The organism is Phyllobacterium sp. P5_D12, assembly GCF_054049495.1.
This window is the reverse complement of the sequence record NZ_JBFUMG010000071.1, coordinates 1-13,961: the sequence shown is the minus strand read 5'-3', so window position 1 is coordinate 13,961 and position 13,961 is coordinate 1. Positions and strand designations below refer to the sequence as shown.

15 protein-coding genes are annotated in these 13,961 nt (G+C 56.9%); 7 read left to right on the top strand and 8 right to left on the bottom strand.

All coding sequences use genetic code 11. The features are described from left to right. From ACXJ5O_RS07565 to purL, 4 genes are all read right to left on the bottom strand, one after another. A partial coding sequence (locus ACXJ5O_RS07565; protein ID WP_457299352.1) for a multidrug effflux MFS transporter occupies positions 1-1,202 on the bottom strand: 1,202 nt, incomplete at its 3' end. A gap of 156 nt (positions 1,203-1,358) precedes the next feature. Next, positions 1,359-1,691: a Grx4 family monothiol glutaredoxin gene (grxD, locus tag ACXJ5O_RS07560; RefSeq protein WP_457299351.1), complete on the bottom strand. Its 333-nt coding sequence runs from the start codon at positions 1,689-1,691 to the stop codon at positions 1,359-1,361. 361 nt (positions 1,692-2,052) lie between these two features. Continuing rightward, entirely contained in the window at positions 2,053-2,286 is a 234-nt protein-coding gene (locus ACXJ5O_RS07555) for a BolA family protein (RefSeq protein WP_457299350.1), read from the bottom strand. A gap of 12 nt (positions 2,287-2,298) precedes the next feature. Continuing rightward, positions 2,299-4,530 (bottom strand): phosphoribosylformylglycinamidine synthase subunit PurL, encoded by a 2,232-nt coding sequence (purL, locus tag ACXJ5O_RS07550; RefSeq protein ID WP_457299349.1) that lies wholly within the window; start codon positions 4,528-4,530, stop codon positions 2,299-2,301. Between the two features lie 350 nt (positions 4,531-4,880). Between purL and ACXJ5O_RS07545 the strand changes: the two genes are divergently transcribed. From ACXJ5O_RS07545 to ACXJ5O_RS07535, 3 genes are all read left to right on the top strand, one after another. Beyond that, positions 4,881-5,600, top strand: a complete 720-nt coding sequence (locus tag ACXJ5O_RS07545; RefSeq protein WP_457299348.1) for a class I SAM-dependent methyltransferase — start codon at positions 4,881-4,883, stop codon at positions 5,598-5,600. Positions 5,601-5,625: 25 nt separating this feature from the next. After that, positions 5,626-6,411: an SDR family NAD(P)-dependent oxidoreductase gene (locus ACXJ5O_RS07540; RefSeq protein ID WP_457299347.1), complete on the top strand. Its 786-nt coding sequence runs from the start codon at positions 5,626-5,628 to the stop codon at positions 6,409-6,411. Positions 6,412-6,513: 102 nt separating this feature from the next. Further along, a complete protein-coding gene (locus ACXJ5O_RS07535) occupies positions 6,514-6,840 on the top strand; it encodes a DUF1330 domain-containing protein (RefSeq protein ID WP_457299346.1) in 327 nt (108 codons plus the stop codon). Between the two features lie 254 nt (positions 6,841-7,094). Here the strand turns inward: ACXJ5O_RS07535 and ACXJ5O_RS07530 are convergent, their stop codons facing one another. Continuing rightward, positions 7,095-8,510 carry an aminotransferase-like domain-containing protein gene (locus tag ACXJ5O_RS07530; protein ID WP_457299345.1) on the bottom strand — a complete coding sequence of 472 codons (1,416 nt, stop codon included), beginning with the start codon at positions 8,508-8,510 and terminating at the stop codon, positions 7,095-7,097. 92 nt (positions 8,511-8,602) lie between these two features. Here ACXJ5O_RS07530 and ACXJ5O_RS07525 point away from each other — a divergent pair, with 92 nt between their 5' ends. Both ACXJ5O_RS07525 and ACXJ5O_RS07520 read left to right on the top strand, forming a co-directional pair. Beyond that, complete coding sequence (locus ACXJ5O_RS07525; RefSeq protein ID WP_457299344.1) at positions 8,603-8,836, top strand: DUF1127 domain-containing protein; 234 nt, start codon at positions 8,603-8,605, stop codon at positions 8,834-8,836. A gap of 67 nt (positions 8,837-8,903) precedes the next feature. Further along, positions 8,904-9,122, top strand: coding sequence for a DUF1127 domain-containing protein (locus ACXJ5O_RS07520; RefSeq protein ID WP_457299343.1), 219 nt, complete (start codon positions 8,904-8,906; stop codon positions 9,120-9,122). 39 nt (positions 9,123-9,161) lie between these two features. On the opposite strand, the gene ACXJ5O_RS07515 is transcribed toward ACXJ5O_RS07520, so the two are convergent. From ACXJ5O_RS07515 to ACXJ5O_RS07505, 3 genes are all read right to left on the bottom strand, one after another. Continuing rightward, positions 9,162-9,578: a hypothetical protein gene (locus ACXJ5O_RS07515; protein ID WP_224512935.1), complete on the bottom strand. Its 417-nt coding sequence runs from the start codon at positions 9,576-9,578 to the stop codon at positions 9,162-9,164. A gap of 23 nt (positions 9,579-9,601) precedes the next feature. Continuing rightward, complete coding sequence (locus ACXJ5O_RS07510; protein WP_457299342.1) at positions 9,602-10,261, bottom strand: glutathione S-transferase family protein; 660 nt, start codon at positions 10,259-10,261, stop codon at positions 9,602-9,604. Between the two features lie 123 nt (positions 10,262-10,384). After that, positions 10,385-10,933, bottom strand: coding sequence for an RBBP9/YdeN family alpha/beta hydrolase (locus ACXJ5O_RS07505; protein ID WP_457299341.1), 549 nt, complete (start codon positions 10,931-10,933; stop codon positions 10,385-10,387). Between the two features lie 223 nt (positions 10,934-11,156). Between ACXJ5O_RS07505 and ACXJ5O_RS07500 the strand changes: the two genes are divergently transcribed. Both ACXJ5O_RS07500 and ACXJ5O_RS07495 read left to right on the top strand, forming a co-directional pair. Continuing rightward, a complete protein-coding gene (locus tag ACXJ5O_RS07500) occupies positions 11,157-12,593 on the top strand; it encodes a mechanosensitive ion channel domain-containing protein (RefSeq protein ID WP_457299340.1) in 1,437 nt (478 codons plus the stop codon). 115 nt (positions 12,594-12,708) lie between these two features. Then, the gene (locus tag ACXJ5O_RS07495; RefSeq protein ID WP_457299339.1) at positions 12,709-13,368 is read left to right on the top strand and encodes a dihydrofolate reductase family protein; all 660 of its coding nucleotides are present in this window, start codon (positions 12,709-12,711) and stop codon (positions 13,366-13,368) included. Positions 13,369-13,961 lie beyond the last annotated feature (593 nt).

Here is a 13,961-nt window from a genome sequence, read left to right as displayed (position 1 = left end):
ATCGGCTTGTTATGCGGCTGGAACAATTTTCCTCTTTCAGCGATCAACACAAACACCAGCCCGATCAGCGACAGCACGAAGAACCCGGTGACCAAGGGCAGGGTTGTGCCGTTATAGGCCTGGCCAATCACCGCGCCGATGATGCCGCCGCCGGCCGTACCCATGAAGCCGAGCACTGACGATGCCGTGCCGGCCACGTGGCCAAGCGGTTCCATTGCCAGCGAATTGAAGTTGGAGCCGATCCAGCCGAACTGGAACATCGCCAGTGAAAACAGCAGGAGATAGAGCACAAATGGTGTCGGCTGCGGCCCGAATAGCGTCAGCAGCAGCCACACGCCATTGATCGTCATGAAAGCAAGCAGCGCTCCATGCGACAGGCGCCGCATGCCGAAACGGCCGACGAAGCGCGAATTCATGAACGAAGAAAACGACATGGTGATCGCAACGACGGAGAAGGCCAGCGGGAACCACACGCCGAGATGATAGATCTCGACATAGATCTGCTGTGCCGAATTGATGAAGCCGAACATCGCGCCGAAGATGAACGCACTCGCCAGCGCATAGCAAAATGCGACCCGGTTGGTCAGCACGATCTTGAATGCGCGGGCAACCGACACGATGGTAAATGGACGCCGGTCGGCAGGGTCCATCGTCTCTGGCAGGCGCAGATACATCCAGATCGCGACCGATGTTGCCATCAGCGCCATGAAGATGAAGATCAGCCGCCAGTCACCGAACAGCATCACCACCTGACCCGTCCCGGGCGCGATGACCGGAACGATCATGAACACCATCATGATCAGCGACATGGCCTCGGCCATCTGCCGGCCACCATAAACGTCACGCACGATCGAAATGGCGATGACGCGGGTTGCAGCGGAGCCGATGCCCTGCAGTGCCCGGAAGAACAGCAGTGCGCCGAAGCTCGGGACAAAGACACACGCCATCGCCGAAGCGATATAAATGATCAGGCCGCAGAAAATCGGCACCTTGCGGCCAAAGCGATCCGATAGCGGGCCGAAGAACAGCTGCGCCACCGAGAAGCCGAGCAGATAAGCCGAAATCACATATTGCCGATGGTTTTCACTGCTGATGCCAAGCGCCGCGCCGATCTGCTGCAAAGCCGGCAGCATGACATCGATAGCCATGGAATTGACCGCCATCAACATCGCCATCAGGCTGATGAATTCGACTTTACCCATTCCCTGGAGGCGTGAGGGAGCGGTATTGGCAGAGGCATCCATTTCCGAGTGCTTTCTGGATTTGAAAAACAAACAAAGACAAAGGCGTCGGAACGGCCGACGCCTTTAACATGGAGATTCCGGATGCGACCGGAACCAGTTGGAATTAAAGCGTAATCAGGCGGCCTTGGTGGCAACGCCCTTTTCGCTGAGGAGAGTCTGCAATTCACCCGCCTGAAACATTTCGCGGATGATATCGCAACCGCCGACAAATTCACCCTTCACATAAAGCTGCGGGATAGTCGGCCAGTTGGAATAGTCCTTGATACCCTGGCGCAGTTCATTGGAAGAAAGAATGTTCACGCCTTTATAGTCGACACCGACATAATCAAGGATCTGAACGACCTGACCGGAAAATCCGCATTGCGGAAAGCCGGGGGTGCCCTTCATGAAAAGCACGACGTCGTTGCTCTTGACTTCATTGTCGATGAATTCGTTGATACCGCTCATTTAAGGTTCCTTTCGCGGCCGCGAGGGAGGAATCACGGCCAGAAAACGCTTTGAGGCCAATCTTACCTCAATTCTTTGCCCAGAAAAAGCACGATGGGCGCGTGAACGCAAGTAACTTGTCTATTAGTTGGGAGTGCGGGGCTCGACAATCAATGCCGATTATCTCCCCCTTTGTGGGGGAGAAAGGATTTTCCTGGGTTTAGCCTTTTTGCTAAATCCTTGGAAAATCCAAGAGAGGGGGTAGTACGATTATTGCAAATCCCCTCTCTGGCGATTTCTAGCACTTAGCAAGGGCTAAGATGCTGAAATCGCTTTCTCTCCCACAAGGGGAGAGATCATCGGCGTCGACGCTTACGTAAAATTACTCCGGCGTGCTGGTCTGCAAGGCGAGGGCGTGCAATACGCCGCCCATATTGCCTTTCAGCGCATCATAGACCATCTGGTGCTGCTGAACGCGTGACTTGCCGCGAAAGCTTTCCGCGACGACTTCGGCGGCATAATGGTCGCCATCGCCCGCCAGATCGCGAATGGTAACTTTCGCATCCGGAATGGCGTCTCGAATCATTTTTTCGATATCGCGCGCGTCCATTGCCATGTCGTTCTCTCCTCAGGCGGCCTGTGTTTTTTCGTCCGCCTGACCACTCATATAGTCAGGGAACCACGATTCGTGGGCTTTTGTCAGGTCCTCAACAGATATGGCGAGCAGGCGTCCAATCGTCAATGTGTTGCCGCCAACTGTACCAAGGTTGCGGAATGGAACGCCGGAACCTTCCGCGTTGAGCATGACGAGTTTTGCCATGTCAGGGGCAACCGCCACGACGTAGCGGGCCTGGTCTTCACCGAATAACAGCGCATGCGGCGCGGTTTCGCCGATTTCCACATTTGCACCTTTGCCGGAGGCCATGCACATTTCGCTCAAGGCAATGGCGAGGCCGCCATCGGAAAGATCGTGGCAGGCGGTCACCTGACCGTTGCGGATGGCGGAGCGGATGAAGTCGCCATTGCGCTTCTCGACGCCGAGATCGACTGCGGGCGCAGGGCCGTCTGCCCGCCCATGCAGATCGCGAAGATAGATCGACTGGCCGAGGTGCGTGCCGTCGCCGCCGACGAGGATCAGCACATCGCCATCGCGCATGCCGCCGATCTTGGCGGTCTTCGTCCAKTCCGGGATGAGCCCGACGCCTGCGATTGTCGGCGTAGGCAGGATCGCCTGGCCGTTGGTCTCGTTGTAGAGCGAAACATTGCCGGAAACGATGGGGAAGGCCAGCGCGCGGCAGGCATCGCCGATGCCGCCAATTGCCTTTACCAGCTGGCCCATGATCTCGGGCCGTTCCGGATTGCCGAAATTGAGATTGTCCGTTGCGGCCAGCGGTTCAGCACCAACAGCTGTCAGGTTGCGCCAGCATTCGGCGACGGCCTGCTTACCGCCCTCATAGGGGTCCGCCTCGCAATAGCGCGGCGTCACATCGGACGAAAAGGCGAGCGCCTTGCTATGATGGCCATCGACACGCACCACACCGGCGTCTCCGCCCGGTACCTGCAGGGAGTTGCCCTGGATCAGCGTGTCATATTGCTCGTAGACCCAGCGGCGCGATGAAAGGTCTGGCGAGTTGAGCATTTGCAGCAGCGCCGCGCCATAGTCCTCGACCTCGGGCACATTGGCGGCAGGCAGCGGGGCGTGCTTGCCCGGCTCCATCCAGGGCCGGTCATATTCCGGAGCCTGATCGCCGAGATCCTTGATCGGCAGATTGGCGACTTCCTCGCCGTCATGCAGCACGCGAAAACGCAGATCGTCGGTCGTATAGCCGACAATGGCGAAATCCAGCCCCCATTTCTTGAAGATGCCCTCGGCCTCTTCTTCCTTTTCCGGGCGCAGCACCATGAGCATCCGCTCCTGGCTTTCGGACAGCATCATTTCGTAGGCGGTCATGCGCTCTTCGCGCACCGGCACGGAGTTGAGATCGAGTTCGATCCCGAGATTGCCCTTGGCGCCCATTTCCACTGCCGAGCAGGTGAGGCCGGCTGCACCCATGTCCTGAATGGCGATGACCGCGCCGGAAGCCATCAGTTCCAGGGAAGCCTCGAGCAGGCATTTTTCGGTAAAGGGATCGCCCACCTGTACGGTCGGGCGCTTCTCCTCGATGGATTCGTCAAATTCAGCCGATGCCATGGTTGCACCGCCAACGCCGTCGCGTCCGGTCTTGGCACCGAGATAGACCACCGGCAGGCCTACGCCCTTGGCTTCGGACAGAAAGATCGCATCTGTCTTGGCAAGGCCCGCTGCAAACGCATTGACCAGGATATTGCCGTTATAGCGCGCGTCGAAATTGACCTCGCCGCCAACTGTCGGCACGCCGAACGAATTGCCATAGCCGCCGACGCCTTCGACAACGCCGGAAACGAGATGCCGTGTCTTGGGGTGCGACGGTTCGCCGAAACGCAGCGCGTTCATTGCCGCGATCGGCCGTGCGCCCATGGTGAACACATCACGCAGGATACCGCCGACGCCAGTCGCCGCACCTTGGTACGGCTCTATATAGGACGGGTGGTTGTGGCTCTCCATCTTGAAGACAACGCAATCGCCATCGCCGATATCGACGACACCGGCGTTTTCGCCCGGCCCCTGTATGACCTGCGGCCCCGTGGTTGGTAGCGTCCGCAGCCATTTTTTCGAAGATTTATAGGAACAATGCTCGTTCCACATGGCGGAAAAGATGCCAAGTTCGGTGAAGCTCGGCTCGCGCCCGATCAGATCGAGGATGCGCTGATATTCGTCCGGCTTCAGCCCGTGCGAAGCCACGAGTTCCGGCGTGATCTTGACAGTATTGGAAATGGTCATGGGTCCTGGAATATCCATACGTGGGAGAGCTTTTGGCCTTCTTTAGCTTATGTAGTCGTATGGTGCGATAGGAAAAAGGACTGAATCAACAGAGAGGACAACAGACTAGGATGCGACGCTGGTTCGCGCTCGTTGATGTAGGTTCATGTCCGTATCCAGACTTTCGCAGCTCGGCTCACAGCATGATTAAACCGAAACCTCATCTCATCAGGTTAAAAGGCTGAATGAAAAAAGAGAACAGCAGTAAGTAGATATGGGTAATGGTCACTCGTTAAGTTACGTAGCCAGCAAACAAGAAGTTGTTACGCTGGCCCCCAGGGTGTAATCCTTGAGTCGGGGGAAAAAACAACATGGCCGATCCAGTCCCGATACAGCAGCAATTCTGGAATGAATGGAATTCATCGACCCGCGAGCAGCAACTTGATGAAGTCTCGTATAGGCAAGCCAAGATTGTTCGCAACTGGCTGGATTTGATGGGCCGGCGGGATCTCGATATCCTGGAGGTGGGCTGCGGCGCCTGCTGGTTTTGCGAAGAATTGGCGCAATACGGTCAAGTGACCGGAACGGATCTTTCGAATGATGTTTTGGAGAATGCTCAAAAGCGGATGCCCCACGTCAGACTTGTATCGGGAGACTTCATGGCTCTCGATTTCGGTACTGAACAGTTCGATGTAATCGTTACTCTTGAAGTGCTATCCCATGTTGAGGATCAACCCGCGTTTGTGGCCAAATTGGCAAAGCACTTGCGTCCCAACGGGTCTTTGATGTTGGCCACTCAAAATGAGCCAGTCTTGCACAAGTACAATCGCCTACCTCCGCCCAAGCCGGGGCAGATTCGCGTGTGGGTCAATCGACAGGAACTGGTATCCCTTTTAGAGAAAAACTTCATCGTTATGGATGTCTCGTCCKTGACCCTCAAAGCCAATCGGGGATTAATGCGAATCCTGAGTTCCCGAACGTTCAACAGGTATATGAATACATTGATAGGTGACCGGTTTCAGCGGCTCATGGAGGCGAACGACTTCGGTTGGACATTGATGGCTCTGGCCAAGAATCGTCCCAGCCAGTAACATTCCCGTACGGGAGGGACATTTTTTGCAACGCTTCACGAATTCCGACGGCAGGCTGGCAGGCAAGGTGGCAATCGTTTCCGGTGGAGCGACAGGCATGGGCGGTGCGGCATCGAAACTTTTCGCTGCCGAGGGCGCGAAAGTGGCGATCATCGACCGCAACGAGCAGGCGTCTGCTGCTACGGTGGCGGAAATCACTGCTGCTGGCGGTGTCGCCAGCTATTTCGTCGCCGATGTTTCGGATGAGGCGCAGGTGCAGAAGGCCATTGCCGGGGTTGCGGAAAAATATGGCGATGTCACCGTTCTGTTCAATCATGCGGGTACCATCGTCATCAAGCCGTTCCTTGAGACGACGGTCGAAGAATGGGATTGGCTGCACGCGGTCAATGTGCGCTCCATGTATCTGATGACGCGCGCCGTCATCCCGCACATGCTCGATGCTGGCGGCGGTTCGATCGTCTGCACCTCGTCCATTTCAGCCGTGGCGGCAACGCCGATGGAAGTTCTCTACGATACGACCAAAGGCGCCTGTCATATGTTTGCGCGGGCCATCGCGGTTGAATTCCGCGATCGCAACATTCGCTGCAACGCCGTCTGTCCGGGGTTTATCCGCACGCCGCATGGCTTGCGCGAGGTGGATGAATTGCAAAAGCAAGGCGTGGATGTCTCCGATGAGGCCATGATGGCGGCGCAGGGGCGCATCGGCGAGCCGGAAGAGGTGGCGCGCGCCGCACTTTTCCTTGCCAGCGACGAGGCGAGCTTCATCACCGGCACGCACCTGTTTGTCGATAACGGCTTCACGGCGATCTGAACAAAGCGTTTCTGCAACTGGAAGTTGGCGCTTCCCCGTGCAACACTGCATTCGGGTCACCGGACTTTACGGGCTTCGACAGCCCGGCATAGGAGGAATGCAATGACGGTTTTCCTGATCGCCGACGTTAAAATCACTGATGACAAATGGGTGCCGGAATATGCAGCTGTCGTGCATGATATCGCGGCGAAACATGGCGGCAAATATCTTTCACGCAGCGGCAATATCAAAGTGCTTGAAGGCAAGCCGCTTGAGACGACGCTCATCGCACTTATCCAGTTTCCGGATGCGGATGCCGCCATGGCCTTTGCAAATGATCCGGAATACGCACCTCACGGCAAGGCGCGCCAGGAAGGCAGCGAAAGCCGCTTCCAGCTCATCGACGATACCGATATCGCCGGGACCATCCCGCATTTGGGCAAGGGGTGAAGATAGAGGCGCTCCATCTTTGCGCTGCCGTATAGCCTCCTTCGCCGTCGTCCTCGGGCTTGACCCGAGGACCCATGGCAAGGGAGGGCAAGCTTTTCCGCCAACTCGACTTTATCCAGCAGGATATTGCGGGGAAGCTGCTCTTCATTGAGTGCTTTCCACGCGCGGTCAATTCATAGTGCTGCTTTGCCATGGGTCCTCGGGTCAAGCCCGAGGATGACGGAGAGGGAGGGTTTATAACGAAAAACTATACCTCAAGAATAACTATCGTAACTCGCATTATCCGTTTCCATTAGCCGGCGTAGAATGCTGAAGCCCTGAACCACCTCATCGCGCGTTTCCGGCACCGTCAGTCCGAGGCGGACGCGATGGAAAACTTTCTCCGTGCGGCCCGGTTTAAACTCGTCCTCGTCGTCGACAAGCACGCCTTCATTCAGCGCAGCGCTTTTGAACGTGCCTGACAGCCACGGGTCGGGCAATTTCATCCACAAAAATGGCGAAAGCGGCTGCGAGGTGAACTCCATGCCCGCGAAGACCGAGCGCGCAATCGCTTCCCGCTCAGCGATCTCGGTCTGGACTTTGCCGCGGATCGCACCGGCTTCGCCTGAATTGACCAGTTGGGCGCCGAGTTCCGCCATGATGAATGGCATGCCGCCGGTGACCATCTTGTGGGCCGTATTGACACGCGCCGCGAGATGCGGAGGGCAGGCGACCCAGCCGCCGCGCACACCCGCCGCCACGGATTTCGACAGGCCGCCAATATGAAATGTCCGTTCCGGCGCGAGATCGGCGATCTTGATATGGTCGTGCCCCATCACCGAGCCGTAAATCTCGTCCTCGATGATCCAGACATTGTGCCGCCGCGCGATCTCGACAATCGCCCGCCGATGATCCTCCGGCATGGTCGTTGCGGTCGGGTTGTGCAGCGATGGCATGAGAAAAACCAGCTTGGGATGCTGCTGCGCGCAGAGCCGCTCGAAATCGTCGGGCGTCGCGCTGCCATTTTCCGTGTGGAGGATGATGCTGCGCCGCCCCATGAGATTGACGCTGCGTGCTGCCGAGCAATAGGTCAAATCTTCGAAAGCGACCCGGTCGCCGGGAACAGTTATCGCTGCAATGACCGCGAGAATTGCCGAATGCGCGCCGAGTGTCGGCACGATGGACGCAGGTTCCGGCATCCAGCCGGCGCCGGACAGCCATTTGCTTCCCGCCTCCTGCCACGATGCGGGGAGGGTACGGGAATAGCTCGACATCTCGCGCGGGAATTGTCGGGTGATCTGCGCCAGCAGCTGTTCCATTGCGGCGGACTGGCCGACCTCGATTGCAGCCGTCGAGTCCATGCGAATCTTGCCGGGCGTCGCCACCGGACCGCGCGTGCCGCCAAATGGCTCCGTGTGCGGCGGCGCCTGAACCAGCGAGGCCACCTTGTGATCCGTCACATAGGTACCGCGTCCGACTTCGCCGCTGACAAGCCCGCGCTCGCGAATGAGATTATAGGCGCGGCCGACCGTTCCTATCGTCACGCCGATATCGAAGGCGAGATTGCGCTGTGGCGGCAGTTTGGTACCAGGCGCGAGAATGCCCCCGGCAATGTCGGTTTCGATGCGGTCGGCCAGCTGCAGGTAAAGCGGGCCTTTGCCGGGTTCAAGTTCAGGGAGCCAATTTGTCATGGTAACAATTATACTATTGCGATTCCAATTGAGTCAATTCATATAACAATCGCACGAAAAAGAGTCAATGTGGCCTCCCAAGGACAATGACAATGAGTACAATAGATACAATTAGAAGGTCTGGTGGCGCCGAAAGCCACGCGGCACGTTCTAAGATCAGCGGATTGTTGCACACGGCATCCGCACTGATCCGCTGGTTTGGCAACGCCATGATGAAGCGCCGGACGCGCATGCATCTCAGCGAGCTCAGCAATGATCTGTTGAATGATGTCGGTATTGAACCTACGCAAGCGCGCCGCGAGACCAAGCGGTTCTTCTGGGATTGAGGCGCTCTTGCGATGGGGTTCGCCAATACCGATATGAAAGGCGATCGCTCGTCACAAGGAGGCGAATATGGGTCCGATCTACATAGATCCTGGCAGGTCGTTTCATTTCGGCCAGGTACCAGCATTTCAATACGACATCCTTACCCGCGTCATGCGTTGGCTGGAAAATGCAGCCGTGAAGCGGCGGACGAGACTGGAGCTTGGATCGCTCGGCGATGACGGGTTGAAAGACCTCGGCTTGACCCGCGATCACGTGGAAGCGGATCTCGAAAGATATTATTCCTGAGGTGACGAGGCCGGCGCACTGCGCACGGCCTCAGCCATTTCATCCGCTGGCYGAGCACGATGTCTGCCCGCCTGCCCACCGCCGCACGTCTCCGGCGATCCGGTTGCCGGCGGAATTGCTCATGAGCGGACCGAAGGCTTCGACCTTCGCCGGGTTGCCTTCCGCATGCACGACGAGAAGCGGGCGTCCGCCCGGATTGCTCGCGGGGACGACGAGGATTCGCGGGCGTCCCGAATAGGAATTCAGTTCCGGCGCCAGACGGTACGGCTTGAAACTTGAATCGCCCGATTTGAACCAGCAATTATTGGCGGCGATCGCCACGCGCTCCATTGTTGGTAACGCGGCTTTTTCCGATGCGAAGGCCAGAGAGCCCGGCCCGGGTTTGCCTTTCGATTGACAACCGGCAAGGACGCCAAGCGAAATTATTACGGCGATTGCGATCGTCGGCGTCTTCATGCGTATTTTCTCCGGACTGGAATTTAAGCGGACTCGAGTTCAACCTGGAACACTTTGAGCCCGTCGGTCATTTCGTACCAGACCAGCGATAGCACCGGATCCTGAATAATCAGTTGCTGAAGCGCATCGAATTTCGGGTAGGGATTGAGCAGATCCTCGCGGCCGGAGATGACACGGAAATTGTTGAAGACGAAACGCGTCGGTGTCAGCCAGGCGTCGGCCAGCGTCATCTGATCGCCCAGCGCGAAAGGGCCGTTGCCAATGCGCTTTTCAATCTCTGTCAGGCCGATTTCCATCTGCTTGAATAGCTTGCTGATGCGCGCATCATCCTTCGACTTCCGGAAGAACAGCTCGAAAAGTTCCATCACCGGCGCCAGCACCTCGAGTTCAGCCGTGCGGGCAGTCATGCGTACAATGGCCCGGTCGCGGGAATCGGCCGGGAGCAGCGCTGGTTCGGGGAAATGCTCTTCCAGATATTCCGCAATCACCGAGGCTTCGACGATGGTGAGGCCTGAGCCGGTGATCAGCACCGGTATGCGATTGAACGGCGAAATTGCGCGGAATTCTTCCGGGATCGGAAATCCCGAGGGCGGCGCGACGATCTTGATGGGAGCTTGTTTGTAATAGGCGATGCAGCGGATGATGGAGGAATAGGGGGATAGCGGCCGCGAGTAGAGTTTCATTGGTGGTTCCTCCATTAAGCGCAGTTTTTGCTGTCCGCAGACACTGCTTCGGCCGAGCCTATAGCAATGCCCGCAGAGATCAAGGAAGACATCGCTTTTGGGTCCGTCAGCTAAGCCAACGTATCAAAGTTGCGAGAGAAACTTTGCAAAAACCATCGAACCCTCCGGCCAGGGGCCGTGGCCGGATTCCGAATTGAGATGGCCGCTGTCGCCGGCATCGATGATCCTCGAACCCCATGATGCGGCGAGTTCATCGGCTACTTCGTACGAGCAATAATGATCGTTGCGGCTGGCGACGACGATGGACGGAAATGTGAACGGTTCCAGCGGGTAGGGGCCGAAGGTCATCAGATGTTTCGGCCGGATCTTCGGGTTGGAAACATCCGGCGGCGTTACCAGAAACGCGCCTTTGACCTTGTCGCCGATCTCAGGAATAGCATGGATGAAGGTCGGCACGCCAAGCGAATGCGCGACCACGACCACCGGCCGCGTCGCGGCGTCGATCGCCTTGACCACCTCGGCCACCCAGTCCTCGCGCACAGGTTTCGTCCACTCCGCCTGCTCGACGCGGCGCGCGGTGGAAAGCTTTGTCTCCCAGCGCGTCTGCCAGTGATCGGGGCCGGAATTGGTATAGCCGGGAACGATGATAATATCGGTATCTTTGACTTTCATGCGCCGTATTTAGGAAAAATGGCGGTGGTGCGCAATATGGGCATGCCTGACAAACGCTGCGAGCGGAGGTCTACCCGGCTTTGTCGGCAAAAAATGCTTGCAGTCTTCGTCGTCGTTACTGACAAAAAGGCGCTTGTCCTTCCAATGAAGTAAGGTAAGGAGCGTTGGCCGGGACCAAAAATCGAAACCCGGCCTCGTTAGCTTGCTTCAGGAGCCACCGATTATGCTCGATCTGCTTGTCTCACCACTTTTCCAAATTGTTACGCTCGGTATTGCAGGCATCGTCGTTTGGCATTTGCAAGGGCGCAGTCGTCCGACTGCTCGCCTTCTGGTCCAGATCGCATTCTTTGCCGCGATGACGGCAATATTGTTTGCAAACGGTATCTCGCCTCTCAAGTTCGAGCCAATGAGAGAAGGCGGCGCTATGCTCATCGCAGCCAAGACGCTGTGGTGGGTACACCTGGCCTGGGCGTCGATCGGTTTTGTCCGCATCTATATTGTTCTCGACGGCATGCCGCGCGAAGCCCGGGTGTTACAAGATCTGATCATCGCCGCAGTCTACCTTGGGGTTACGCTCTCGGTTCTCGCCTTCGTGCTTGACTTTGCAATCGGAACACTCCTCGCGACCTCCGGCGTCCTCGCGATCATCCTTGGCCTTGCCCTGCAGAGCACCCTGAACGATCTCTTTTCCGGATTGGCGCTTACATTGGGGCGCCCGTATGGAATCGGTGACTGGATCATACTAACCGACGGCACCGAAGGACGAGTGGCTGAGAGCACCTGGCGTTCAACCCACATCCTGACGCCGGCAAACAACATTGTCGTGTTGCCGAACAGCGTTCTGGCAAAGATCGGACTGACGAACGTCAATCGTCCTGACGAGTCGCATCTGCTGGTTCTGCCGCTCCGTGTGAAGCCGGTGCACCCGCCATCTTTTGTCGTCGAGAAGATGCGGCAAGCCATGATTGGGGCAAACAACATCATTCACGATCCCGCTCCCGTTGTCGCGCTGAAAGGTATCGACGCCTTTGCTATGGACATCGAACTGCAATTCCGCGTCAGGCATCCCTCGGATAGAATTCCTGCCAGAAACGAGCTTATCGATCTGGTCTACCGCCAATGTATCGAGACCGGCATTTCTCTTGCGCTGCCTGCGGCGTCTTCCGTCTTTATTGAAAACATTCACACCGATCATTCCTTACAGGACCCATTGCAGGAATTGTTGCAGGACAATCCGATCTTTGCGGATCTTGAACAGGACGAGCTGCATAAACTGGAAGTGTCGGCGAAACTACGGCAGTACCGGCCTGGAGATATCTTTTTCGAAGAGGCGGATAGTACATCGAGCCTGATGATTGTCCGCTCGGGAGCTGCATCGGCCCTTTGTGATGGTGTGGAAGTTCGACGACTTGCACCGGGTGCCATATTCGGCCAGATCGATGGGGTCCCCCAAGCCACCAAATACCAAGCTTTGACCGTGCTCGAAGCGTATGAAATTGACGGACTGACCTTGGCGTCGCTGTTCAATGATCATCCCGAAATCCGGAACAACCTAACCCGGTACCTTTCCGGAATTACCGGGAATGGATCGGCGACGGGCTCTTCTCGAGGGGAGCATGTATCCATCCTGCGTACAGTTCGAGGTTTGTTGGGTAAATGATCTGAGCCGGCGCCGTTGTCCAGCACGACTGCCTCACAATTTTTCTCGGCGCTGTCGGCAAATGCCACTGGCGAACGTCTTTAACGCATAATGGCAACGTTGAAGGAGACTAAACATGAGAAAGATCATCACAGGTGCTTTTGTGAGCCTCGACGGTATCATGCAGGCACCGGGTGGCCCGGACGAAGACCCTACAGGCGACTTCAAATATGGCGGATGGGTTGCCCCTTATTTTGACAAGGCAGGGGAAGAGGCGGTGGGCGAGATGTTTGCCAAGCCTTTCGATCTTCTGCTCGGCCGCAAAACCTACGACATTTTTGCCGCCTATTGGCCGTATGTCGACGCCGGCCATCCGATCGGTCCGTTATTCGACCGCGTCAACAAATATGTCGCGACCCGCAATCCAGACTTGAAGCTCGACTGGCAGAACAGCCAAACCTTGGGCCCGGACGTGGTCGCGGCAGTCACGAAGCTGAAAAGCGGGCAAGGGCCGGATCTGTTGACCCAGGGCTCCACCGATTTCCTGCAAACCCTGTTCAAAAATGGCTTGATCGACGAGATGAACATTTTCACGTTTCCGCTCATACTGGGGAAGGGCAAGAAGCTGTTTAGCGGCAACGCTTTTCCCGGGGCGCTGAAACTTGTTTCGTCAACGGCCTCAGGTGCCGGCGTCACAATCAACAAATACGTGCGCGCGGGCGAGGTCGTGACCGGATCGTTCGGAGCGGAACAGCCGAGCGAGGCGGAATTGGCGCGGCGTAGAAACCTGACGTGACCAGTCGCGTCGACATGACCCGAACGGCAACGCTTGAGCTGTTAAACGCTGGGTCTATCGCACTTTGATGGCTGTATTTCCTGGAGTGGCTGTTGCCTGGCTTGCTGAATGCATGTCCAGGCGGATCGCCGATCTACAGGACCGTAGTGAGGGCCAAGTTGTAGCCCTCGCGTTGCAAGTCCGCAGGTTCGAGCTCAATACAGAGCGAATATTTCGCTGGTCGTGAATGTAAGGGCGACGATACTCACCGAGCCCATCAGAAAAAGCATTAACCAAAGCGTATCCATCTTATCCACGGCTTCAATCCTTCGTCAGATGTAAGCTCACAAGGAGCGGTCGTGAGTACGGCAATAGCAATGTCGACCCACGATCACAGTAGCGAGACAGAGATGGATGCTCCATCATGCGCTGGTTTGCCTGAGTTATACTTTGGTCTGATATCCACGAGCGAAGCGGGCTGGAATAGCGAATAAATGCGAAACGTTGATAACGTCGCCGACGCAATTCTCGACGCGTTGGCTGCCCCAGAATTCAGACCTTCTCCTTCTTTTTCACCGGGGTTTTCTTCGCCGGTTCATCCGGTTCGTCAGGCG